This is a genomic window from Sporosarcina sp. P3, from assembly GCF_002743415.1.
In the GTDB taxonomy this organism is placed as follows: domain Bacteria; phylum Bacillota; class Bacilli; order Bacillales_A; family Planococcaceae; genus Sporosarcina; species Sporosarcina ureae_A.
Genome location: NZ_PDZE01000008.1, coordinates 56,767 through 81,338 on the forward strand (window position 1 = coordinate 56,767; position 24,572 = coordinate 81,338).

A 24,572-nucleotide genomic window follows, 5' to 3' on the forward strand; every position below is an offset into this window, starting at 1 on the left:
ATAGGTTCTTACGGTGGGAGGCTGGCAAGCTGTTGGGGTTGGGATTGGTGCTTCGGAGGGGTCACTTCATTTCCTGAGGGCTCGCGGTGAGCTGATCCTCTAGGAGTCGCCCCTCCTACGCACAATCCCTAGCAAGCTGAGGGGGTGACAGTTTCTGGTGTGCATTGTATGTGGGATTGTGATCAGCTTTATAAAGAGGCTTGAACTAACCAAGTTTAATGGAAAAACCACTTAGACTCTATCTACAATAGTGGGTCTAGGTACCTTCACTTTAAACGTAGGATTGGAGCGGAAGCTGGGGCGACTCCTGGAGGATCAGCGAGAGCCGTAGCGAAGGACGGCTTTTACTCGCAAAAGCGCAGCGTTAGGAGCATGTGCTTTCATAGATTGCCTTGAGTAAGCCACCCCCTCAGGAAAGCGTCCCCAGCTGGATCTCCAATCCCCTTGCACACTCTATCTATTTAATCACTTCAACGCACTTATCCTTGAACTTCCTATCCAATTCTCTCCTACAAAAAAACGCCCCACATAAGAGGCGTTTTGTCTAAGCTATGATCAAACGATGTACTTCTCTGCTTCGATTAGTTTCTCAGCCGCTTCACGCTTCTTCGCAATAATGTTGTATGGGTTATTGCGAGTCAATTTACGCAACGCGGAAATCATCATGCGCTGGTTGTCGCCGTCGACTGCTGCGAGCAACGTTTCTTTTGCTGCTGCTTCGATACGTCCGAATGCTTCTTGACAGAAGATTTGTGTATAAAGAAGCTTCTGGCTCTCTTTTTCTTCACCATTCTTGTTGATCGCCTTTTCCGTACGGAGCAATGCAGACTCCATACCGAATAGATCGTTCGCGATATCTGCGATGTTCACAAGAATTTCTTGCTCCTGATCTAGCTTCGTGCCGTAACGCTGCGCGGCAAGTCCTGCCACTAAGATGCCGATCTTCTTTGCGTTCTTCACAAGCATTTTCTCTTGAGCCAATGCTTCGTCGCCCACTTCTTCTGGCATCAGCATTAACAACTCTTCTTGTAATGCTTGCGCTTGTTGAAGCAATGGCAATTCGCCTTTCATCGCTTTCTTCAAGAATGTGCCTGGAACGATCATACGGTTGATTTCATTCGTTCCTTCGAAGATCCGGTTAATACGGGAGTCGCGATAAATGCGCTCTACTTCGTATTCTGCCATGAAGCCATAACCGCCATGAATTTGAACGGCTTCGTCCGCAATGTAATCCAACATTTCCGAACCTACTACTTTATTGATAGAACATTCAATTGCGTATTCAGCAATGGAAGCCGCCACTTTTGCGCCGTCTTTTTGCTCTTCAGGGCTCATCGCCGCGTTACGCTCTTCGAAGTACCCTACTGTACGATAGATCAAGCTTTCAGTTGCGTACAACCTAGATGCCATCGTACCGAACTTTTCTTTCGTCAAGTTGAATGAAGAAATGGGTGTGTCGAACTGCTTACGCTGATTCGCATATTTGATAGCCAATTCAAGTGCACGCTTCGATCCGCCAATCGCACCTACTCCAAGCTTGTACCGGCCGATATTTAAAATGTTGAACGCGATCACATGCCCACGGCCAATTTCACCTAATAAGTTTTCAACTGGTACTTCTGCATCTTCTAGAATCAACGTACGTGTAGAAGATGATTTGATACCCATTTTCTTCTCTTCCGGTCCTACTGAAACGCCAGGATATTCTTTTTCTACGATAAATGCCGTGAATTTATCACCATCTACTTTTGCGTAGACGACGAACACATCAGCAAATGCAGAATTCGTGATCCACTGTTTTTCACCGTTTAGTACGTAGTGTGTACCTGCAGCATTTAATTTAGCAGTAGTCTTCGCGCCTAATGCGTCTGACCCTGAGCTTGGCTCTGTCAATGCATAAGCGGAGATTTTCGCTCCACTTGCAGAGTTTGGCAAATACTTCATTTTTTGCTCATGGTTACCGAATAAAACGATTGGCAATGTACCGATCCCTACGTGCGCACCGTGAGTAATCGAGAATCCACCTGCTACAGATAATTTCTCAGCAATCAATGCGGAAGAAACTTTATCCAATCCAAGACCTTCATACTCTTCAGGGATATCTGCCGCTAGAAGACCTAGATCCCCTGCTTTTTTCAGCAATGTGACGGAGTTTTCAAATTCGTGGTTCTCGAGCTTTTCAATCAACGGTGTTACATCATTTTTCACGTACTCCTCCGTTGTCTTAGCGATCATCTTTTGCTCTTCCGTGAAATCTTCCGGTGTGAAAACGCGACTAGCGTCCATGTCCTCAGTTAAAAATGCCCCACCTTTTACGAATTCTGTCATAGTTGTTCCCTCCATAGCTTTAGTCATATTATTTCCCCCTATTTGTATGTGTAATTTTATTTTATAGAACTTCGAACACTCCAGCTGCTCCCATTCCGCCACCGATACACATCGTGACGACACCGTACTTCTTACCTTGACGTTTCAATTCATTAATTAATTTCAACGTCAAAATAGTTCCTGTCGCACCGAGTGGATGACCTGATGAAATAGCTCCCCCGTTGACGTTTACTTTATCTGTATCCAATCCCAGTTCGCGAATTACTGCGAGTGACTGGGATGCAAATGCTTCATTGAGCTCGAAAAGGTCGATGTCTTCAATAGATAGGCCTGCTAGTTTCAATGCTTTAGGCACAGCGACAATCGGTCCGATCCCCATTACTTCTGGTGGCACGCCGCCTACTGCGAAGGAAAGGAATTTTGCCATGGGCTGTAAACCACGCTGTTCAGCTACTTCTCGATCCATTAATAAGACCATTCCTGCACCGTCAGATGTTTGTGACGCGTTACCTGCTGTGACGGAACCTTGCGCTGCGAATGCTGGACGTAATTTCCCAAGAATTTCAGTCGTCGTACCTGGACGTACGCCTTCATCCATTTCGAATAAAACCGTTTTTTCTTGGTATTTGCCGTCCCCATCGACAAAACGCTTTGTTACTTCCACCGGCACAATCTCATCAACAAATTTATTTTCTTTAATTGCTGCTTCGGTACGTTTATGTGATTCCACTGCGAATGCATCTTGATCTTCACGGGAGATGCCATACTTTTGCGCCACTTGCTCCGCTGTATGTCCCATCCCCATATAGTATTGAGGCGCTTCTTCAGCGAGTTTGACGTTCGGACGAATCGTATTTCCCATCATCGGAACCATACTCATCGATTCGACGCCACCTGCTAAGATTGCTTCTGAATGACCGAGCATGATCCGCTCTGCCGCATAAGCAATCGACTGCAAACCGGATGAACAAAAGCGGTTGACCGTTACGGCAGGTGTTGTATCCGGTAATCCCGCCAACGCCCCGATGTTACGCGCGACGTTCATTCCTTGTTCCGCTTCAGGCATGGCACAACCGATGATCAAGTCATCGATCGGCCCATCATAATCCCCTGCCCGTTTTAATGTTTCCTTTATAGTCAACGCCCCAAGATCATCCGGACGGACAGTTGCCAAAGAACCTTTTCCTGCTTTTCCAATCGGTGTTCGAGCACCGGCTACAATTACTGCTTCGCGCATTCTGTTTCCTCCTTTAGCTATCTCTCATCAGTTACGTAACGGTTTCCCCTTGACCAACATATGTTGCATACGTTGCTGTGATTTCGGTTCTGCTACTAAGCTTAAAAATGCTTCGCGTTCTAGATCCAGTAAGTACTGCTCATCAACACGTGTACCATATGGGATCTTCCCACCAGACAGTACGTATGCGAGTTTCTTCGCAATTTTCAAATCATGTTCGCTAATGAAACCTGAACTGAACATTCCTTCAGCTGCAAGTAATAATGTCGCATAACCAGAATCGCCAGTTACAGGAACTTTCGCTCTCTTCGGTGCTACATAGCCCGCTTCAAATAATGACAAAGCAGCTTGCTTCGCATCGTAGATCAGATGATCCGGATTGACACTAATGCCGTCTGCAAAGTCGAGGAAGTTGTTCTCTCTAGCTTCTTCAGCAGATGTCGACGTTTTCGCCATCGCAATCGATTCGAATACTTTATTCGCAATATGTTGATAATCAATAGGTACACCGTTTGGCAAACCTTTCAGGTGCTTCTGATACAAGTTGACGTTACCGCCACCACCTGGAATCAATCCTACCCCTACTTCAACGAGTCCCATATACGTTTCCATAGACGCTTGAATATGTGCAGCTGGTAGACAAACTTCTGCTCCGCCACCTAGCGTCATCTGGAATGGTGCCGCAACAACTGGCTTACCGCTATATTTAATCTTCAGCATCGCGTTCTGGAATGAACGGATGACAAAGTCGAGTTCAAAGATATTATCATCTTGTGCTTCCATTAAAATCATGCCAAGGTTCGCACCGACACAGAAGTTTTTCCCTTGATTTCCGATGACAAGCCCTTTGAAGTTCTGTTCCACTTCGTCTATTGCGAAGTTAATCATTTGAATGATGTCCAGCCCAATTGCATTCGACTGTGAATGGAATTCTAGTAAAGCTATGCCATCTCCAAGGTCAATTAAGCTTGCGCCAGAGTTCTTCTTGATCACGCCATGCTTCTTCTTGTACTGCTTTAAGTTGATCGCTTTTTCATTCACTTGCACAGCCTGATAGTCCGAGCCGTCAAAATAGTACGTATCGCCATTCTCTTCTTTATAGAAAGTTTCATAGCCTTTATCAAGCAATGACTGAACAAGTTTAGGGATTTCCTTGCCTTCTTCTTTCAGCATGTCCACAGACTTTTTCACGCCAATTGCATCCCAAATTTCAAACGGTCCTTGCGTCCAGCCGAAGCCCCATTTCATAGCGTTGTCGATCGAGACGATATCATCTGCAATCTCACCGTGAAGTTGTGCAGCATATAGCATTGTCGGTGTTAACGTATTCCACAAAATCTCGCCTGCACGATCTTTTGCATACAGTAACGTCTTCACTTTGTTAGCTAGTCCTTTTTGCTGCTTTGCCATTTCGATTGAAGGCGCTTTCATTTTCTGTGTAGGAACATATTCAAACGTCTTCATATCCAATTCCATAATGTCTCGGCCTTTTTTTACATAGAAGCCTTGCTTTGCTTTTGCGCCGATCCAGCCATTGTCGATCATTTTCGTGACGACATCAGGCAGTTCAAATATTTTCTGTTCTTCTCCCGTAGTCTGATCGTAGACGTTTTTCGCTACGTGCATGTACGTATCCAGTCCCACAACATCTAATGTACGGAATGTCGCAGACGTCGGACGGCCGATTAATGTGCCGGTAATCGAGTCGATTTCTCCAACTGTATAACCGCGTTCGAGCATTTCATGCAATGTCACTTGTAAACCATACGTACCGATTCGATTACCGATAAAGTTTGGCGTGTCCTTCGCAATCACGACTCCCTTACCTAAACGATCCTCACCAAACACTGTCATGAACTCTACCACTTCAGGTGATGTCGTTTCTGTTGGTATAATCTCAAGCAGTTTCAAGTATCTTGGAGGATTGAAGAAATGCGTTCCAAGGAAGTGCTTCTGGAAATCTTCCGAACGTCCTTCTGTCATCGCTTCAATACTGATTCCTGATGTATTGGATGAGATGATGGTACCTGGCTTTCGCACCGTTTCAATCTTTTCATATAGACTCTTTTTAATATCAAGGTTTTCTACGACGACTTCAATGATCCAATCTACGTCTTTCAATTGATCCAAATGGTCCTCAAAGTTTCCTGGTGTAAGTAATGATAAGCTTTTCTTCGTTGTTAGAGGAGCTGGTTTTTGTTTTTGTAATTTCTCCAATGCTGTAGCCGCAAACTTATTACGGAACTTTGGATCTTCGTATGTTAATCCTTTTGCTTCATCATCTGCACCTAATTTCGGTGGTACGATATCTAGTAAAAGTACAGGAATGCCAATATTCGCTAAATGTGCCGCGATACCAGAACCCATAACTCCAGATCCTAAAACTGCCGCTTTTCTAATTTGATAAGTCACGTGCAATCCTCCCTTATGTTCTTTGAATGAACACTCATTCATTTATAGCGTAAAAAAAATACGCATTGCCTATAATTGCTAGTATAAATCATTTGAAACTATTTCGCAATATTTATTTCATATTTAATCAGACTTTTTAAAATAAGCAATTTAATACCAAACATTCATGATTCATTGTACACTACTTACTGAATGGAGGCGATAGAAATGAAAGAAATTAAAACAGCAACTGAGTTTGAAGAAATCATTGCAAGCGACCAACCAGTACTTGTGAAATTTGAAGCAGGCTGGTGCCCCGACTGTAAGCGTATGGATATGTTTATCGATCCAATCGTTGAAAAATACGATACATACACATGGTATGAAGCGGATCGCGACGTTATTCCTGAAATTGCCGAGAAATATGAAGTGATGGGCATTCCAAGTCTGTTGGTCTTCCAAAACGGTGAGAAACACGCACACCTGCATAGCGCGTTTGCGAAATCACCTGAGCAAGTTATGGAGTTTTTAGACGAAGTGAAGATCTAAAGATGAAATGTGAAAATGCTGAGAACCTCTAGGTTCTCAGCATTTGTTTTATTGAGTGATTGTTGGGGTGGATTGAGCGGTTACGTGGAGTGTATGAGCGGTTACGTAGCAAGTATGAGCGCTTAACCTGCTTCATTGAGCGCATCACCTGCTGGATAGAGCACTCAGCCACACACATTGAGCGGATGGTGGAGTTCATTGAGCGGTTACGCAGATACTATGAGCGCTTAGCCACCTTCATTGAGCGCATCACCTGCTAGATAGAGCTCTCAGCCACACACATTGAGCGGATAGCGGAGTTCATTGAGCGGTTAAGCGGAAACTATGAGCGCTTAGCCACCTTCATTGAGCGCATCACCCGCTGGATTGAGCACTCTGCCACACACATTGAGCGGATGGCGGAGTTCATTGAGCGGTTAAGCGGAAACTATGAGCGCCACACACACCACGCCCCCTACCAAACAACAACATGTCCCATAAAGGAGGAGTTCTTCATGTCCAAATACATAGAAATACCAGGTAAATCGCAGTATGATCACGACATTGAACCACGCTACCGTCCGTCGGCTTGTGGGCCTGTTACAGCGTATGTATTATTGCGCTATTTCTTCCCTGCCGAACAAACTCCTTCTATTAATGAGCTGTATCGAACATTAGGCAGTACGAAGATTGGTTTGCCTACTTGGCGCTTTGTTCGTCGGTTGAACCAAATGCTCGGCTCGCAGTGGAATGTCGAAATTTGTACCCTACAACAGGCTATGGAGCAACTGGATGATGACCGGCCGGTTGCTGTAAAATTTGATAAGTGGTTCAAGTGCCAGTGGCGTAGTCGTTTTACATTTGATTATCATTGGGTCGTACTGGTTGGGTATGAATATGTAGACAATCAACTGTATCTACTTGTTCATGACCACGGTGGCAACAATAGGGCGAGCCGTGTGCGCTCCATTCCTTATGAGCCAAATAAAAAGATATTGACATTCGTTAAAGTTGAACCGTTAAAATGGTGAAACCGGTAGACCTTGTTTAGCGATCATCGAATAACCCTGTTCTTCCATTACTCTGGCGGTTTCTTCAGTGAACTCCGGAATGAGCAATTCTTCTAGTGGATCATCAAGTTTGATTTCACAATGAATCGTTGCAAGATCTCGTGAAATCATCAGCATTTCCTCTTCCGCATTCAGCTTCTTCTGCACGCCTGCCGTTAATTTTTCTTTCGCCGCCAGCACGCCATCGACTGAACCATACTCCTGAATGAGCTTCAGTGCTGTCTTGGGTCCAATCCCCTTCACTCCAGGGTAGCCGTCACTTGCATCTCCAGTGAATGCTTTCATATCAATGAATTGCTTAGGTGTAATCCCGTATTCTTCTATAAAACGCGCTTCCGTGTATTCATCATATTGCGTGAAGCCTTTTTTCGTCAGCGCAATCGACACATCGGGTTTTAATAACTGCAGTAAATCTTTATCTCCCGACACGACGGTCAATTTTGCCTCGTCTTTCCACGTTTCAATTAACGAACCAATCAGATCATCCGCTTCCATGTTCTGAATTCCATAACTCTTCCATCCTAGTGCTTCCGATACGTCCCGAGCCATATCGAATTGCGGTATTAATTCCGGTGCAGGTGCTGGGCGATGCGCTTTATAATCTGCGAATAATTCATTACGGAATGTTTTCGATCCCATATCCCAACACACCGCTAAATGTGTCGGTTGAAAAATCGAGATTGCACTCATCGTATGTCGTGCGAATCCTTGTACGCCATTTGTCGGCACACCTAATGCATTGCGGAAAAACTGCCCGCTATGTGCTGTCGCAAAAAATGAGCGGAACAACAACGCCATGCCGTCCACTACTAAAATATGAGGGGTATTTTCATTCATTATATTCCACTTCCTTTCTACATAGTTTAGCACAGCTGTCGCCTAAGGAGACAATAAGGTCAAATAACCAATCGACTGCATATGATAAAACGAACAGAAAAAGGAGGCGTAATAAGTTGAATCCACAAGATGAATTTATGTGGTACCCGCAAGATACAGATTCCTATTGGCAAGGGGCTGATCTACATGGTTTCTCGACTGCACAATCGTTTGCCCCTTGGCGACCTTGGTTTCCAGGCATGCAAGAATCTCAAGGGTTCCCAGGTATGCCATGGTTTCCAAGTATGCCGAGCTACCCTTCAACGCCTGGTTTTCCGCAGCAACCTAATTTTCCTGGACAGCAACCAGGGTATCCAGGTTCACCGAATCAAGGCGGTCAGGCGGTTGCTCCTAATTCCCCTCCACCAAATCAGATCCCGAGCTATCCTGAGTTCCAAACATTCGCGGTAGACCCGGGTGCCATCGCAGGTTGTTTATATCGTTTTACGTATGTATGGACATCACGACGTAATGGTTTTTGGTTTTATCCGACATTTGTCGGACGACAATCCGTGGCAGGGTTTCAGTGGAATCCACGCAGGTACCGCTGGGAGTATGTAGGCATTGATTTACAACGTATTGATCAGTTTCGTTGTGTATGAAATAAATAGAATTGAAGGAGTGATAGTTTGAGTCAACAGGATGAAGGCATGTGGTATCCAAAGTTGCCTGATGGGTATCCTGGTCAGCAACATGAGACCTACCACCAATACAATCAACCGCATTATGGCCAACAGCAAGGGTGGTCGGGTGGAGGTTACCCTGGATATCCACCGCCAAATCAATACAATCCGCAATGGCCCTCAGGTTATCCGAGTCACCAGCAGGGATATCCAGGTCATCAACAGGGGTATCCGGGTCACCACTCAGGATATCCACAGCAACATTATCCCGGGTATCCAAATTACCCTCAACAACCCGGTTATCCAGGGCAGTCAGGATATCCTCAGCACCCAGGACAGTCAGGGTATCCAGGCCAACACGGCTATCCAGGACACCAGCCACAGCATGGAGACCACGGCCATCACCAGGAACAACATCATGGACATCCAGGAGGTCAACCGCAGCAAAGTGCACCGACTTCCGCTCCTCCAAGCCAAATACCGAGCTATCCAGATGCTCAACTACGCGCAGTGGATCCCGGCGGCATAGCAGGTTGCCTGTACCGTTACACGTATGTATGGACTTCGCGAAATAAAGGTTTCTGGTATTACCCAACATTCGTTGGTAGAACCTCGATTGCTGGATATCGATGGGACCCACGTCATTACCGCTGGGAATACTATGGGTTAGATTTACAGAAAATTGATTCATTCAGATGTACGTAAAATGCAATAACTAGTTATCCAAGAAACCTGATGATTTGTCAGGTTTCTTTTTATTTCGAACAAACCTTTACAAACTCTACTATATATATTAACATCTGAGTTAATTGAGTTATTCGAAAATGCGAACGTAAGGAGTTGAGTTTCACATGAATACTACTCTTCAGCAATCAATCGAGAGGAAAAGAGACTTACACATTCTTTATTCCTATAAAGAAATAGAAGACTACATTCAAACAGTCGCCACGTTTATCGAAGATGGTATATACGCTGGTGAATATACCATACTCATTGACAATGAGCGAATACAGCTCTTAGTTCAACATGAATTACGTAAACGCTTTAGCGATGAAGATATGAACTACCTGCATTACATCAATAACTTCCACTTCTATTATTCTACTGGCAGCTATCACCCTGCCACGATTGAGGAATATTTACTAGCGACCCTTACGCCGTATGTAGATCAACAACTACAATTCCGTTTATGGGCACACGTAGAATGGGCTACGATCGAAGGTCCATTACATGTAATAAGGGATGTAGAGTTGTCTGCCGATAAAACGGTAAGCAAATTATCCTTCCCGCTCATTTGTGCATACAATGAAGACAGAATGCCTGATCATTTGAAAAAATTACTTGTTGAAACCCACCCATTCCTTTTGGTGAACGACGAACTCGTACTATCAGAGCTTTACGAGAAAAATCACACTAAAATGTAAGTTTCTATATACAAACGAAAAAACCTAGCCAGAAAAGACTAGGTTTTTGTTAACGCCTTTTCATACTTCGAATTACTTTCTTCATTTCTGACTCAACACGCGTTGACTCTGTAATGCTTTATTATACGTAAACCAATCCAATGAATTCTCCCCCGCCAAATAGCCCATCGTCCGGTCTGGTAGCTTTATATAACAAATAGACAATGCCCAAGCAACCGCCATTTTGACGTAATACCCTTCATGTTGTACACGGTCTAGCCAACCGAATACTCTATCGATATAGTCGGGCTCACTAGTAGTCGGAATCTATTCGTTCAACTAGTTGTTTCCTAATGGTAGGATGCATATCGTATCACCTGTTGATGATAGTTATTTTTTGGGCTCAATAGTAGGTAGTTTTTTGTCAACTAGCTTAGGGGATAATGGCGTGATTGTGCAAAAGCAACTGATATTGACTATGATACAGCTTTTGGTTGTCCTGAGGGAGTACAAGTCTTCGCAGGAGTCCACTGGATATCCTTCCACATCAACTGGCTCTAGTAAGGTTAACGTGGCACAGCATGTATCCATATCAAGCTTTTCCAATCTAAAGTACGGAGTTTTTATACATTGATAATGGGCGCTGAATGGTTTGTGTAATTCGCAATCATGCAGTGTAAAGGGGATTGTATCGTAGAGCGGAAACGAACAGACATATTGAAGTCCATGACCAAATTTAGCTATCAATTCTTGCTCCTCCAGCAGTTTCTTCATTGCCACACAAATCACACTTGGGTTATTCATTTTTTCCAACCTTCCTTTCATCTATGCGTATCTTATATACATATGAAAGAACTACAAGATGGGTTAGGTGCGGTCAAGCATTGCTTACTAATTGTTGGAATAAATATCAGATAGATTTATTCTGTTTGGCAACATACACTGCATAAGGAAGTAAGTTCTTTGCTACTTCAAAAACAATTTCGTCATTTCCAGGTCTCCAATTCACCTCAAAAATCCATAATTTGTTATTTTCATCGACACCAATATCTATTCCGAGCTCATCAAACTTCACATTGAACGTACTTTCAAATTCATTCGTGAAACGATCCGCAAACTTCTCTAAAGTCTGTCTCATATTTCTTCGTTCATCGCCAAATTCTCTTTCTAAAAACGATCGCAGTACGCCCATACTACCGCCACGCGAAATATTACTAGTCACTCGATCCATTGTGCCGATTCGCGGATAAATAATTGAAATCATCCATTTACCTTCCCCATCCTTTTGAACATGCAGTCTAAAATCATACGGATTTCCATCTTTCGTTCGGCAGGATATATACGGCTGAACTAAATAGGCTTGCTCATTGATCACGTCTTGAAGATCGGAAACCAGTTGTTTTCGATTGATGGTTGTCTTCTCTGCATCGACAATCTTATGAAACTGCTCACCGTCTTTCTCGATAAACCAAATCCCCCTTCCTTGACTGCCGGATACTGGTTTAATCATCACTTTCTTATATTTCGTCAATGCCTTCAACACAACGTCGGGTTGCTCGACATGTACGGATGGAATTAAATAATCCTCAAATTCCGGCATTTTACTGATTCTTCTATAGACACTCATTTTATTACCGACAGAGTGTGAAGTAAAAGGAATCATGCCGCTTAATTTTGTGTAGACGTCGATGTCCTCATCGGTTTTCATCCCGCATGCATTGTATATGACGTCTGGAAACAACATTTCTTTTTGAATCCACTCGCCTTGTTCATATACATAACCTGAAATTACTTTTGTCTTAAAATTCACATCACGTGGTGAAAAATAGTAAAAATCCACTCCTTCCATTTTCGCAACAGCTGCCCAAGCAAAAGCTTTCTTTACTTTGCTTGGGTGCTTCCTTGAATGCAACATCCCCACTGTAACCATCTGCGCTCACTCCTCATCAGTTTCTATATAAAACTTAATATTTTTCGCTGCCTGCAAGGCGTTTCGTTTCGCCTTTGATGCGGTTTCACCGGAAGCTATGACATAACCATATCGATTTCCCATCGAAATAGGGGGCGTCATAAATGCGCCTTTTCGCGGCTTCACGAAGACCTCCCGCACACCTTCATGCTTCATCGCATGATTTTTTCCTGTTACTTTTAACAACGTGCCATAGGCATTCACGGTAACATAATGCGTATAAATATGATTTTCGTGCCTTCTCTTTAGATTTACCTTTTCACCCATAAATAGATTCAATGTCTCTTCCATCAGATTAATTCCATATGCTTCTTCTATCATGCGATTCATGGCGCCACCCGATATTCTTGGGTTTAATTCAATCAACTTCCAGGTATCCCCGACATATCGTAGTTCAAGGTGACAGGCTACATTTTTTGCCCCAAGATCCTTGCAAATAGATTCTACCGTTTTAAACAGCTTGACATATAAGCTTTTCTCTAGTGATAGTTGAATATCATAACCTGTAATGATGAATTTCAGGTCTTTTTGAATATCCTGTTTAATCACCGCAACTAAATGAAGCTTTCCATTTACCACTACTAGTTCAACTAAATATTGCGGGCCATCCAAATACTCTTCGACGACAATTTGCTGAGCAGGATCAGCCTTCAACATCCTTTTCATGACACGCGTCATTTCCTTTTGGTCCTCAACGAGATACACATCCCTTGATGCTTTTGATACTGGCGACTTGATAATGAGAGGAAATATCTCTTGCTCGCTGATAAACCGTTTCAAGTCTGTCGATGGATCGAAAATGATAAATTTGGGCGTCGCTTCGTTTTTTGCTAATGCTGTTCTAGTTAACACTTTGTCTTCCATTTTCAGATAAGCCTCAACGGATATTTTTGATTGACAAAATTCATTCGCAAGATGGGCGGCCATCGACACAAATGGATCGACGAAGCTGAAAATTCCTTTCAACTTCATTCCCGACTTCCGTAATTCATGAATCTGTTCTCGAACCTTCTCTTCCGTTATGCTGTCCATGTGAATCATTTGGGTCACTTCATGGAATTCATCTCTTTGTTCGAGATACTTCATATTCTTGGTTAACAATACCGTGGCGTAGCCTATCCTTTCCGCAGCCTTTATGGCTTCCCTGCTTGAACCACTCTTCGTAGTTTCTACAAACAAAATAGTTTCCATTTCACACTCTCCCTTGCCAAAGCCTGTTCATCATTTGTATGGGGGTAATGAAAATACAAACAAAACAGTCACTTATTTTAGCGTTCTTTTATTCATATGAGAAATTCCAGCTAGTCAGATAGGCCTTCGAACATGCATGAATATAGTTTTTTCGTTTAGGAAACATTGAATATAAAAGAAAAGTAAGAAAATTTCCATTGAATTGTTCAGATTAGTAAGTATAATAGTATAATGTCTGTTAGAGTAGTTGAAAAATTCTAATCAGTAGAACAATTGCTGGTACGACTAATTCATGATGGAGGAGAGAAAAACTATGACAGCGACTACAGATAGAATCGTCCAGTCTTTACAAGAAGTTTTAACCGAAGAACAAGTAACGGTTAATCATACGGTGCGCGAACTTCACGGCAAGGATGAGTCCTACCATACAATGAAATTACCTGATATCGTTGTGTTCCCTTCCTGTACAGAAGATGTAAGTAAGATCATGCGTGTGTCAAAAAAGCTAAACGTGGCAGTTATACCATTCGGACTAGGCTCAAGCTTGGAAGGGAGTGTCATTCCAGATCGCGGTGGCATCACCATCGATTTTTCCAACATGAACGCCATTCTGGACGTGCGTGCAGATGATTTCCTCGTGACTGTGCAACCAGGTGTCACACGTACTCAATTAAATAAAGAATTGAAGAAACATGGATTATTCTTCTCTGTCGATCCAGGAGCAGACGCGACCCTCGGCGGCATGGCAGCAACGAATGCTAGCGGCACCACTTCAGTTAAATACGGTGTAATGCGCGATCAAGTACGTGACCTAGAAGTGGTCACGGCAGACGGAACCGTCATACATACCGGAAATAAAGCGGCCAAATCTGCATCGGGTCTTCATTTGAACGGCCTATTCGTTGGCTCAGAAGGTACTCTCGGTTGCTTCACCGAGCTCACTTTACGCGTCTATGGCATTCCTGAGTTCACAACAGCAGCTCGCGCCTCTTTCCCGACTGTCAATGATGCAGTGGAAGCAGTGGTATCGATTTTGCAAGCGGGTATTCCGATTGCGCGTGTTGAATTGGTCGATGAATCTTCGATACGTCAAGTAAATATTTTTAGTGAAACCAATTATAAAGAACAGCCTACCCTATTCCTTGAGTTCCACGGCAATGAAGCCGGACTTCAACAAGACGTTGAATTCACAAAGGAAATCGTGGCGGATCATCATTGTGAACAAATCGAATTCGAAACGGACAATGCGAAACGCAACCGACTATGGGAAGCACGCCACAATCTGGCCTATGCCTATATTCATGGAAATCCTGGTAAAAAACTAATGGTTACAGACGTCTGCCTGCCGATTTCAGAACTGGCTGACGCCGTCCATTATGCACGCCAAATAGTCGAGTCGCTTGAAATGCCTGGAGGAATTGTCGGTCATGTAGGCGATGGCAATTTCCACGTCTTACTCATGATGGATATGAATGATCCCACAGAACTCGCAAAAGCTGATGAATTAAATGAAAAGATCGTTCACTACGCACTCGAACGTGGAGGTACTTGCACAGGAGAACACGGGGTTGGAATTGGTAAGCAGAAATACCAGCAACAAGAACATGGTTCTGCACTTCTTGTTATGCGGAAAATTAAACGTGCACTCGATCCGGAAAACTTACTCAATCCAAATAAAATTTTCCCCCTTGATTCCGAGGTGATGAACTGATGAAAGCACTTGAAGCAATCGGCTCTATCGCAGGAAAGTACTTTGCATTTTGGGTCATTATAGTCGCTGTGATCGCCTTCATGTTCCCTACTCCTTTTCTCGGATTAGGTGCATACATCACGATTTTACTTGGTGTTGTCATGTTTGGAATGGGACTGACATTACGTGCAGTGGACTTCAAAATCATTTTGACGAATCCTCTACCCGTGATCATTGGAGTCGCTGCCCAGTTTATTGTCATGCCACTCGTTGCGTTTGGACTTGCCTATCTATTGAAGTTACCGCCTGAATTAGCTGCCGGTCTTGTATTGCTAGGATCCGTTCCAGGTGGCACCGCTTCAAACGTCATGGTCTATCTAGCAAAAGGAAATCTTGCCTTATCCGTAGCCATGACATCTCTTTCTACTTTATTGGCACCACTGGTCACACCGCTATTATTACTATGGTTAGCTGGCCAATGGCTGCCGGTGGATGCGTTGTCGATGTTTACATCGATCGTACAAGTCATTATTATTCCGATAGTACTCGGTTTACTCATCCAACGATTCTTTCCTGGAGCAGTTGCCAAAAGTGTATCTGTCGTTCCGATCATTTCGGTTGTCGCGATTCTTATTATCGTCGCCGCGGTCACTTCTGCAAATGCAGGCAACGTTATAAGCTCAGGTTTCATCGTATTTATCGCTGTGTTCTTGCATAACGGTTTCGGATTACTTCTCGGGTACTTGATTGCACTTGGACTCGGATTGAACGAAAACGACAGACGAGCCATATCACTCGAAGTCGGCATGCAAAACTCAGGTCTTGGCGTAGCACTCGCTACTGCTCACTTCGGCCCACTTGCTGCGCTTCCAAGCGTGTGGGGAGCGATTTGGCATAATATCTCCGGTCCCATTCTTGCGACGATCTGGTCGAAAAAGCCAACTCACCGTGTCAAAGAATATCATGCGTTGAATCAAGCAGAAGTACATCTAGACTGAAATAGGAAGCGCCATACCTCGATACACTTGTCGAAGTATGGCGTTTTTTATCAATAAAAGAAGGATAAATTACTTTATTATTACAATATGAAAATTTGATTGTTTACTATTCTCTTAATGTGCTATCGTTAGTTTTGGAGATTTACCAAGAATAGTCATTGTAGATATGGAGAGATTCGTGTGAAGAGGAAATGGTTGGTTGCATCTTTAGTCTTTGTCTGGATTATAGGTGGCGCAATTTTATGGAATGATTGGAATAACAGAGAGCATGCATCATCTGCGAAAGCGGATAGACAAGCTCCGCAAATGGCTGCACATGATCCGTCTAAAAAGTTGACTGAAATCGAACCGGATCAAAAACTGGAAGAAACTATTATCCATACGGCAACAATCGGTATGGTTGGCGATGTATTACTACATAATCCTATTTACACATACCCTAACTTCGATTTTGCATTCGAAGCAGTAAAAGAGAAAATGGCAAGTATTGATTTTCTCTTGGCGAACCAGGAATCTATGCCTGGTGGTGTCGAGCTCGGATTATCCACCTATCCAAAGTTCAACAGTCCAAAACATATCCTCCCCGCCTTACAAAATGTGGGTGTCGACATGGTGACATTCGCCAATAACCATACATTTGACAAAGGGGAAATAGGCGTGCGCAAAGCTATTGAACATGCGCAAGAATATGGCATGCAATATGTAGGTGCCTATGAATCATTTAAAGACCGTAAGACGCAACGAATTGTGGAAGTCAACGGTATCAAAATCGGTGTGCTTGCCTATACGTACGGCACGAATGTAGAGCTAGACTTGCAGGATAAAGAGTACTTAGTCAACTACATCGATCGGGAACGGATGGAAAATGAGATCCAACAAATGAAACCATTGGTAGATGTGACGATCGTATCTCTACACTGGGGACCTGAGTATCATTTGGAGACATCTGAAGACCAAGCGGAGCTCGCGCAGTTCGTTTCGGATGCAGGGGCCGATGTCTTGTTCGGTCATCACCCACACGTCTTACAACGCTACGGAGAAGTCGGCAATACCAAAGTGTTCTTCTCACTCGGCAATTTCTATTCTGCCCAACCGTTCGACTATACGAACTTCGGTGGAATCGCGAGACTATCCGTAACGAAAGAACAAACGGGTGATCAAAAGACCGTCACTATCGAAGATCCACGCTTTTTACCAACTGGCGTCATAAAAGATCAAGAAAAACGATTTAAAGTCGTCCCGCTTCATGAAGCCAATCCAACCATTCATTACAATGAAGAATGGGTGGAAAACCATGTCGGCGTACCGAAATGGTAAATAAATAAAATGCATAACGCCTTTCTAATCACTCGATTAGGAAGGCGTTATGCATTTTGTTGAATAGTATCTCATTATGTACCTAATACTATCTTGACATCTTCTATCAACAATTCATTTTCGGTCGCTGTTAGGCCGTCGTATCTTTTTACAATTTCGCCTTCAGGATTCACTAAATAAAAATAGTAGCTATGCGCACGTTGATCTAATGCGCCACTTTCCAATATAGAGAGGAAGGTGTTTCTCGATATTTCCTGTATCGTTTCAAAATCATAGCCTGTCAAAAAGCTCATCGTGCTGAGATCCGCGCCAAAATCTACAGCATAACTCTTTAATACATCTGGTGTATCATTTTCAGGATCAATACCGAACGAGACAATACGGGGTTCAAAACCATCTTCTTTTAATCTTTCTTGCACACCGACCATATTTGCCGTTGTTCTTGGGCAGACTGTAATGCAGTTTGTATAGGAGAAATAAGCAATCCACCAATCGCCTTTTAAATCCTTCAAACCAAGCGGTTCGTTATCCTGTGTAGTAAATTCAAAGTCTGGCACGGTCTCAGACATATTCGTTTCAATCTTCTTATTGCAGCCGCTTAGAATAAGAATGGCTGTAAATAATATAATCGTCATTTTTACTTTCATTAAAATCTCCCTCTCGTAGTGTGTGGCATTATATAAAATGTTTGTTCCACAACCGACTACTGTCTACTATAGCTTGCTTTTCATTACATGATCTATAGCCTGGAATGATTGTAACATCTTTATACCAACTTATCACACTGGACCCGTAGTATTCAAATCCACTATATGATGGCACTATATCACAGCTTGCTTCCTCAGTTACTATATCAAAAAAGTTTCAAAAAACAGAATAAATGATTAAATTGTTGTCTAAATATGATAAATAAGGGTAAGATACTACAGTACACTTTCTAAAAACTCAAAATATTCAATAATACCATTTATAAGGAGGGGTTACGATGGCGGATCAACAACCACCTAAGGACGTCAATGACAAATCTCAACACGAGCAAGATATGGGCCGGAGAAATTTCTTAAAAAATACTGGACTCGTAGCTGGCGGACTCGTTGGTGGATCTCTTTTTGGAGGTCTAATTTCAGGGGGTTTGAATAAGACCAACGAAAAAAATGATAAGACGGCCGGAAACGATAGCACGAACGGTATCGAAATAACACAAGCCAGACAATTCTTCACGCGTCATCAAGATTTCAAAGTATTAAATGCAGCAACAGAACTTATTTTTCCTGAGGACGACCTTGGTCCTGGTGCCATTAAGTTAGGAGTACCCTATTACATCGACAAACAACTAGCTGGGCGCTGGGGAGTTAACGCACGTGATTATCGACACGCTCCATACACAATTGATTTAAAGGAAGTTGACCAAACTGCAGGTCCAGGTGGAGAACAGTCGATTTTGGATCGGGGCATGATCTTCTTGCTAGGACTACGTAAAATGGATGAAGAAAGTCAAAAGCGTTTCGACGTCACTTTTGACAAAGCGACCGAAGAGCAACAAATCGAAATCATGACGGACTTTGAGGCAAACGAAGTGAAGATGAAAGGCGTAAAAGCCTCTGAGTTTTTCATTTTGTTAAAACAAGCGACATTAGAAGGTGCTTACTGCGATCCGTTGTACGGAGGCAATATTAATATGGAAGGCTGGAAAATGAAAGAGTTTCCGGGTGCAGTGGCTTCCTACGCGAACTACATTGAATCGGATGAATTTGCCAAACTGGATCCTGTCAGTCTGCGAGATTACCAAGGGCACTAAATTAAAAACTGTGAGGAGGATATGCAATGGTTAAAAAACTTAAAAAAGTTGATGCGGTCATCGTAGGTTCAGGGTGGGTCGGTGGAATTGCGGCGGCTGAACTAACAAAAGCCGGATATAATGTGGTCATATTAGAACGAGGTAAAAATAAAAAGCATGAAGACTTTATCGGCACGAAAGACGAATTACGCTATTCTAGACGCTATGAACTCATGCAAGAATTGAATAAAGACACGATTACTTCCCGTAACTCCATGGACAAAGAAGCCATACCGGTTCGGAATAATATGAACGCACGTCTCGGAAACAATACAGGAGGCGCAGGTGTTCACTGGAATGGCATGTCATTCCGCTGGATGCCGTATGATTTCGAAATTTATAGTAAGACTGTAGAGCGTTACGGTAAAGACAAAATTCCGAAAGGATGTACGATGCAAGATTGGGGCATTACATACGATGAGATCGAGCCATATTTTGATCAATATGAAAAAACAGCGGCTATCTCAGGTGAAGAAAATCCACTTGGCGCTTCACGTTCCGATAAGTATCCCAATCCACCAATGAAAGATACGCCGAATATCCGTCTATTCACCAAGGCTGCAAAAGCGCTCGGTTACCATCCATATCGTATACCATCCGCTAACGCTTCACAAACGTATACAAACCCAGATGGTGAAACAATTAATGGGTGCGTATACTGTGCCTTTTGCGAAGAGTATGGTTGTGACTTCGGAGCGAAAGCGGATCCAATCGGTACCGTACTCAAAACGGCACGCAAAACCGGTAAGATGGAGCTCCGTAATAATGCGTTCGTGAATCGAGTAAGCCACGATGGAAAGAAAGCGAACGGATTAATCTATACCGATACAACGACTGGCGAAGACTTTGAACAACCAGCTGATATCGTAGTACTTGCTGGTTTTGTCTTTACGAACATCAAGCTATTGTTGCATTCTAAAATCGGACAGCCATACGATCCGAAAACCGGACAAGGCATAATTGGCAAGAACTTCACAGGACACTTCAACAACCTGTCCACCTATATCGGTGCACGTGGATTCTTTGAAGATAAAAAATTCAACAACTTCATGGGCGCTGGCGGTATGGGTTCTTCAGTTGGCGACTTCAGCGGAGACAATGAAGATCATACGAATCTCAACTACTTGCATGGGTATGAAGTACATTACAGTCAGCTTGGTTCACGACCTATTGCCAATAACTCCGTTCCATATGATACACCGGGTTGGGGTAAAGAATTTAAAAAGAATTCAATAAAATATTATAACCGTAACCTATTCATCACAGCACAGACTGGCTTCTTGCCAAACAAGAATACGTATTTGGATTTGGATCCAACATATAAGGATGCACTCGGCAATCCCTTGCTTCGCGTAACCGTTGAATATACCAAACAAGACATTGAACGTGCGAAAGCAGGCGTCGCGCGTTGCGAAGAGATTATGAAAGAAATGGGCGCAGACAAAATGAACGTCGATGTAGTAAGAGACGATACTGTATTCGATCACAAATTTTATACCGATCACTTCTTCGGTGGGGCAATCATGGGAGCTACTCCAGAGAACTCCGCAGTAAATACCTATTCACAAATGTGGAATATGGAAAATCTATTCGTAGTAGGCGGATCTTCATTCCCGCATACTGGTAACTACAATCCGACCGTTACGATTGGCGCATTCGCGTATCGTGCAGCTGAAGGAATGATTAAGTTCTTAAAAGAAGGCGGCAATTTGGCGGTTAAACCACTTGAAAAGAACGCGTAAATATAGATTTATTAATATGCTATCACCTTATCTGAATGGACAAGGCGATGGCATATCTTTGTGTATGAATAAATCTTTGCTTAGTAACCTCACTTAATGTGCAACGTCACTTCTTCTTTCAAACTAGAAAGAATCGGTGAACGTTCAATCGCGATAGCCGCAATCTCTGCCAGTTGCCCTTTATTCGTAGTAGACTCAGCAGATAACACAATCATCGGCTTCATAATCCCACTGTTGCCGCTTTGAATGCCTAGGAATGGTGCTTTATCACATACGCCAGTGAATATAATTTCCGCTTTGTCTACAGTCACTCCTTGATTATACGCTTCTAAATGAAAGGTGACTCCGAAACTAGTAGTCGCTGCAGCGATTAATAATTCAATCGGCATGACTTGCTTTTCTCCTGGTTTTGCAATACCTTCCAGATCAATCTCCTGTAGATCTTTCGTTTCGAGCGACATCATTTCTCCTACTACATAACGGCAAGTCCCCTGCCATTCACTAATGGCGAGTGACGAATCTTGCTCTATCAATTTCTTCATTTCATTCATAATGTGTATAGTACTCATTTTCAATGCCTCCAGATTATGCTTATGGTGTCTATTATACATGTACACCTTCTATTTGCTACTAAGAGTCGTATTGCCCTTACCGTATCCCATCTATCCATGACGTCTTCCCTTTTGCACACTATATAGAGTCAAAAAGAAAAAAGAATACAGCATGTGGAAATATATTTTCCACTTGTAGTAGTTTTTTGTAGTCTTCTTAAGTTCTTAGGTATTGCTGGTAGCAAAACTGTCTCATAGAGTAGAAAATATCGCTCTCTTGCTGCGACTAGTTTCATCTCCTCGTCGTACCGATTTGAACGGTCTCACATCCCATTGCGACAATTGATAATTTCATCAATAAAAACAGCAGACAACTTTACTTAAAAGTTTGTCCGCTGTTTGGGTACTTCTTTATTTTTTCATCACTTTTAACCCTTATTTCTCAAACATACTCTCAATCAATTCTTCCATATCTTCTGCAGCATGTAGTTCTTTTGACTGGAGAGCATCTAACTCTCCACTCTCCATCGCTTCCACGCTAAATTTCTTCGTCTTCTCTTCCACACAGTTGACGAATAGTGTATAAGCTTCTTTTAGTTCATTGCCTTCTTTTTCAAACGCATTTGGAATTTCCAATGCATTCATATCGGTCAGAATTTGCTTGAACTCGTCTACTTTCAACATCCATTGTTCTTTCATTGCGGGTATATCCAGCTCTTGCTTTGAAATGAATTCTTCAGAAATGCCTTCGTATTCTTCTGACGCAATGATCAAGCGTTCATGTAATCCAATGATTTTCTGTAAGTACTCTTTTCTGCTGAGTGCCATCGTATCATCTCCTTGTATGAGTATACACGTTTAGTATTTCATCATGTACCTCCCAATGCAAGCAGGAGCATGCGAAGAACATTTCTAATTTTTAGAGCGGCATTTCGAATCCGCAACGTAGCGTAGAACTGTCTTTTTATCTTTCGGTTAGGCCTTCTCCTTGTTCTATATAAACTAGTATGTATACACACCAGACCGGCTCTATATAGCGAGCGGTTGGTTGACGGCTTATGCAAAACAGGTGCCGGTCCGGTGTTTTTCTATTTCTTATTTCGATCAAGCTTCCCATAGTTCTTACCTAATGAAAACCAGGCTGGCTCTATAAGCGAGCGGTTGGTTGACGGCTTGTGCTGAACAGGTGCCAACCTGGTTCGCGTGAAACTTTTTGCATCACCTCCTTTACAGCCTATACTCCATTATTTCTCCACTTTCCATTGTCCAGAGCTCGTATCCCTTCCCATAGTGAACACTTGCTCCACGACACCTTCTCGTCCATATTGATAACGTATTTCCACTTGATCATCGGCAATCGGGACCGCTTTACGATAGGCTGCTTCAAGGAATAGCTCTCCAATCCGGCTCGATTCAGCAAACACCGAGGACTCAGGCAGTTTCTCTAGTCCCGTAAGTTGATCATATAAATAGAGATCGAAGTACTGTTCGGGTGTATAATCGCTCTTGAGTTGATCTGTCAGATAATCTATATAGATCGATTCGGTTTCTTCTTCGGTTGCCACACCGATCAGCTTGCCGTAAATCTTATGAACAGGTGTAACAGTCGCCCCTTGCACAGTATCTTTTGCTGGGAAATGGTTCAGTAATAAATATTCTCGGGCGTTCAACAGCTGATCATAGCCCCCAGCAATCGTGACATTTTGCTCCTTATATTGATCCATCAATTCGGATGATAACTGGTGACCGTTAACTTTTAGCTTGCCATCTTTCAATACTACACGATCTCCAGGTACTGCAACGACTTCATAATAGACACCTGTATACGTCGGTAAGTGACTATTCGTATTCGTAAATGTTCGGACTATATCACCCGGTTCATAAACGGAAGCATCGTACAGATCCGCCTTGCGTTCTATAACGGGGTGATACGTATCTGTGCTCCACTGGAGTGAAAAGGATTCGTCATCGACGTACAATAGACCGTCTACTTTCTTCGCTACAGGTAATGAAGAAAATTCCTCGTAATCAATAGTCGATAACTGATCTTTCTTTTGCAAGGCAGAAATTATAGCCATATCGTCAAGTGGATCATAAGGTGTCCCCGGACCCTGATCAGAAGATAGCTGATCATCTGAAGCTAGATTAAACACTAGCAGCAAGGCGACTACCGGCAGCGCCGCCGTGACTAGCAACGCTTGCCAAGAAAACTGCCGTCTTTGCGAAGGTTGAAGGTTTTCATGTACCCGCTGTTTGATTCGTCGCTCCTGTTCCGTTGTATCTCCCATCATTTGGTCCAGTTTTCTTTTAAAATCATTCATAGGTTTCTACCTCCTCTTCCGCAAAAAATCCCTTGAGTTGCAACTTGGCTCTGCGTAGTCTTGTCTTGACCGTGTTTTCATTGAGTCCAAGAAATTCTGCGATCTCTGCAATCGATTGCTCGTCATAATAATATAAAAGTAACGGCTCACGGTATTTTAATGGTAGCTGGAATAAATGCTTTTCAAGTGAAGCGAGTTGTTCTTGCTCCAATACTTGTTGTTCGGAGCTTTTGGTCGATACAAAGATTGTTTCGAACACCACATCTTTTTTATGCTTCCAGGAGCGCAAATAATCTTTTGCACGATTAGCGGTCATTTTAGTTAAATACGTTTTAATAGAAGCTTCATTACGAAACTGATCACTTTTCTGGAAGTACGTAACGAAGACTTCTTGTACGACATCTTCCGCGGTTGACCAGTTTTTCACGTATAAATAAGCGATTCGTACTAAATAACGCGAATGCTCATTCATTATTTGATCCATTTCATTCATTTGAGCT

General features: G+C 42.9%; 23 protein-coding genes. 10 read left to right on the top strand and 13 right to left on the bottom strand.

Going from position 1 to position 24,572, the window contains the following annotated elements:
• Nucleotides 1-555: 555 nt before the first annotated feature.
• Genes CSV61_RS11275 through CSV61_RS11285 form a run of 3 tightly spaced genes read right to left on the bottom strand, consistent with a single transcriptional unit; the run spans nucleotide 556 to nucleotide 6,019 of the window.
• Entirely contained in the window at nucleotides 556-2,355 is a 1,800-nt protein-coding gene (locus CSV61_RS11275) for an acyl-CoA dehydrogenase family protein (protein WP_369824362.1), read from the bottom strand.
• Nucleotides 2,356-2,389: 34 nt separating this feature from the next.
• On the bottom strand, nucleotides 2,390-3,565 hold the full coding sequence (locus CSV61_RS11280) for an acetyl-CoA C-acetyltransferase (protein WP_099639292.1): 1,176 nt from the start codon (nucleotides 3,563-3,565) through the stop codon (nucleotides 2,390-2,392).
• 27 nt (nucleotides 3,566-3,592) lie between these two features.
• Nucleotides 3,593-6,019: a 3-hydroxyacyl-CoA dehydrogenase/enoyl-CoA hydratase family protein gene (locus CSV61_RS11285; protein ID WP_483315642.1), complete on the bottom strand. Its 2,427-nt coding sequence runs from the start codon at nucleotides 6,017-6,019 to the stop codon at nucleotides 3,593-3,595.
• A 165-nt stretch (nucleotides 6,020-6,184) separates the two neighbouring features.
• Here CSV61_RS11285 and CSV61_RS11290 point away from each other — a divergent pair, with 165 nt between their 5' ends.
• Both CSV61_RS11290 and CSV61_RS11295 read left to right on the top strand, forming a co-directional pair.
• Nucleotides 6,185-6,505 carry a thioredoxin family protein gene (locus CSV61_RS11290; RefSeq protein ID WP_083033049.1) on the top strand — a complete coding sequence of 107 codons (321 nt, stop codon included), beginning with the start codon at nucleotides 6,185-6,187 and terminating at the stop codon, nucleotides 6,503-6,505.
• A gap of 494 nt (nucleotides 6,506-6,999) precedes the next feature.
• Nucleotides 7,000-7,515 (top strand): C39 family peptidase, encoded by a 516-nt coding sequence (locus CSV61_RS11295; RefSeq protein ID WP_099639294.1) that lies wholly within the window; start codon nucleotides 7,000-7,002, stop codon nucleotides 7,513-7,515.
• Here CSV61_RS11295 and CSV61_RS11300 read toward each other — a convergent pair.
• Entirely contained in the window at nucleotides 7,504-8,391 is an 888-nt protein-coding gene (locus CSV61_RS11300) for a 5'-3' exonuclease (protein ID WP_099639295.1), read from the bottom strand. The genes CSV61_RS11295 and CSV61_RS11300 overlap by 12 nt on opposite strands.
• 116 nt (nucleotides 8,392-8,507) lie before the next feature.
• Between CSV61_RS11300 and CSV61_RS11305 the strand changes: the two genes are divergently transcribed.
• The 3 genes from CSV61_RS11305 (at nucleotide 8,508) to CSV61_RS11315 (ending at nucleotide 10,477) form a co-directional block, all read left to right on the top strand.
• Nucleotides 8,508-9,032: a hypothetical protein gene (locus CSV61_RS11305; RefSeq protein WP_099639296.1), complete on the top strand. Its 525-nt coding sequence runs from the start codon at nucleotides 8,508-8,510 to the stop codon at nucleotides 9,030-9,032.
• Between the two features lie 27 nt (nucleotides 9,033-9,059).
• Nucleotides 9,060-9,758, top strand: a complete 699-nt coding sequence (locus tag CSV61_RS11310) for a hypothetical protein (RefSeq protein WP_099639297.1) — start codon at nucleotides 9,060-9,062, stop codon at nucleotides 9,756-9,758.
• Between the two features lie 146 nt (nucleotides 9,759-9,904).
• Nucleotides 9,905-10,477: an MEDS domain-containing protein gene (locus CSV61_RS11315; protein ID WP_099639298.1), complete on the top strand. Its 573-nt coding sequence runs from the start codon at nucleotides 9,905-9,907 to the stop codon at nucleotides 10,475-10,477.
• 81 nt (nucleotides 10,478-10,558) lie between these two features.
• Here the strand turns inward: CSV61_RS11315 and CSV61_RS17350 are convergent, their stop codons facing one another.
• From CSV61_RS17350 to CSV61_RS11335, 4 genes are all read right to left on the bottom strand, one after another.
• A complete protein-coding gene (locus CSV61_RS17350; RefSeq protein ID WP_199173617.1) occupies nucleotides 10,559-10,699 on the bottom strand; it encodes a hypothetical protein in 141 nt (46 codons plus the stop codon).
• Nucleotides 10,700-10,846: 147 nt separating this feature from the next.
• Nucleotides 10,847-11,281: a CotY/CotZ family spore coat protein gene (locus tag CSV61_RS17355; RefSeq protein WP_099639299.1), complete on the bottom strand. Its 435-nt coding sequence runs from the start codon at nucleotides 11,279-11,281 to the stop codon at nucleotides 10,847-10,849.
• Between the two features lie 85 nt (nucleotides 11,282-11,366).
• Nucleotides 11,367-12,386 (bottom strand): YheC/YheD family endospore coat-associated protein, encoded by a 1,020-nt coding sequence (locus CSV61_RS11330; protein ID WP_099639300.1) that lies wholly within the window; start codon nucleotides 12,384-12,386, stop codon nucleotides 11,367-11,369.
• Nucleotides 12,387-12,392: 6 nt separating this feature from the next.
• Entirely contained in the window at nucleotides 12,393-13,616 is a 1,224-nt protein-coding gene (locus CSV61_RS11335; protein ID WP_099639301.1) for an ATP-grasp domain-containing protein, read from the bottom strand.
• A gap of 313 nt (nucleotides 13,617-13,929) precedes the next feature.
• Between CSV61_RS11335 and CSV61_RS11340 the strand changes: the two genes are divergently transcribed.
• The 3 genes from CSV61_RS11340 (at nucleotide 13,930) to CSV61_RS11350 (ending at nucleotide 17,621) form a co-directional block, all read left to right on the top strand.
• Nucleotides 13,930-15,327 carry an FAD-binding oxidoreductase gene (locus CSV61_RS11340; protein WP_099639302.1) on the top strand — a complete coding sequence of 466 codons (1,398 nt, stop codon included), beginning with the start codon at nucleotides 13,930-13,932 and terminating at the stop codon, nucleotides 15,325-15,327.
• On the top strand, nucleotides 15,327-16,304 hold the full coding sequence (locus CSV61_RS11345; RefSeq protein WP_099639303.1) for a bile acid:sodium symporter family protein: 978 nt from the start codon (nucleotides 15,327-15,329) through the stop codon (nucleotides 16,302-16,304). Before CSV61_RS11340 ends, CSV61_RS11345 begins: the two co-directional genes overlap by 1 nt.
• A gap of 180 nt (nucleotides 16,305-16,484) precedes the next feature.
• Nucleotides 16,485-17,621, top strand: a complete 1,137-nt coding sequence (locus CSV61_RS11350) for a CapA family protein (RefSeq protein WP_143561092.1) — start codon at nucleotides 16,485-16,487, stop codon at nucleotides 17,619-17,621.
• A 74-nt stretch (nucleotides 17,622-17,695) separates the two neighbouring features.
• Here CSV61_RS11350 and CSV61_RS11355 read toward each other — a convergent pair whose 3' ends face one another.
• A complete protein-coding gene (locus tag CSV61_RS11355) occupies nucleotides 17,696-18,268 on the bottom strand; it encodes an SCO family protein (protein ID WP_099639305.1) in 573 nt (190 codons plus the stop codon).
• Between the two features lie 338 nt (nucleotides 18,269-18,606).
• Here CSV61_RS11355 and CSV61_RS11360 point away from each other — a divergent pair, with 338 nt between their 5' ends.
• Entirely contained in the window at nucleotides 18,607-19,419 is an 813-nt protein-coding gene (locus tag CSV61_RS11360; protein WP_099639306.1) for a gluconate 2-dehydrogenase subunit 3 family protein, read from the top strand.
• Nucleotides 19,420-19,445: 26 nt separating this feature from the next.
• Nucleotides 19,446-21,200 carry a GMC family oxidoreductase gene (locus CSV61_RS11365; protein WP_099639307.1) on the top strand — a complete coding sequence of 585 codons (1,755 nt, stop codon included), beginning with the start codon at nucleotides 19,446-19,448 and terminating at the stop codon, nucleotides 21,198-21,200.
• Between the two features lie 89 nt (nucleotides 21,201-21,289).
• Here CSV61_RS11365 and CSV61_RS11370 read toward each other — a convergent pair whose 3' ends face one another.
• From CSV61_RS11370 to CSV61_RS11385, 4 genes are all read right to left on the bottom strand, one after another.
• On the bottom strand, nucleotides 21,290-21,769 hold the full coding sequence (locus CSV61_RS11370; protein ID WP_158233844.1) for an OsmC family protein: 480 nt from the start codon (nucleotides 21,767-21,769) through the stop codon (nucleotides 21,290-21,292).
• A gap of 417 nt (nucleotides 21,770-22,186) precedes the next feature.
• Complete coding sequence (locus CSV61_RS11375) at nucleotides 22,187-22,579, bottom strand: hypothetical protein (RefSeq protein ID WP_083033097.1); 393 nt, start codon at nucleotides 22,577-22,579, stop codon at nucleotides 22,187-22,189.
• Nucleotides 22,580-22,995: 416 nt separating this feature from the next.
• Nucleotides 22,996-24,072: a S26 family signal peptidase gene (locus CSV61_RS11380; protein ID WP_099639309.1), complete on the bottom strand. Its 1,077-nt coding sequence runs from the start codon at nucleotides 24,070-24,072 to the stop codon at nucleotides 22,996-22,998.
• Entirely contained in the window at nucleotides 24,065-24,565 is a 501-nt protein-coding gene (locus CSV61_RS11385) for a sigma-70 family RNA polymerase sigma factor (protein WP_099639310.1), read from the bottom strand. The genes CSV61_RS11380 and CSV61_RS11385 overlap by 8 nt, the downstream gene beginning before the upstream one ends.
• Nucleotides 24,566-24,572 lie beyond the last annotated feature (7 nt).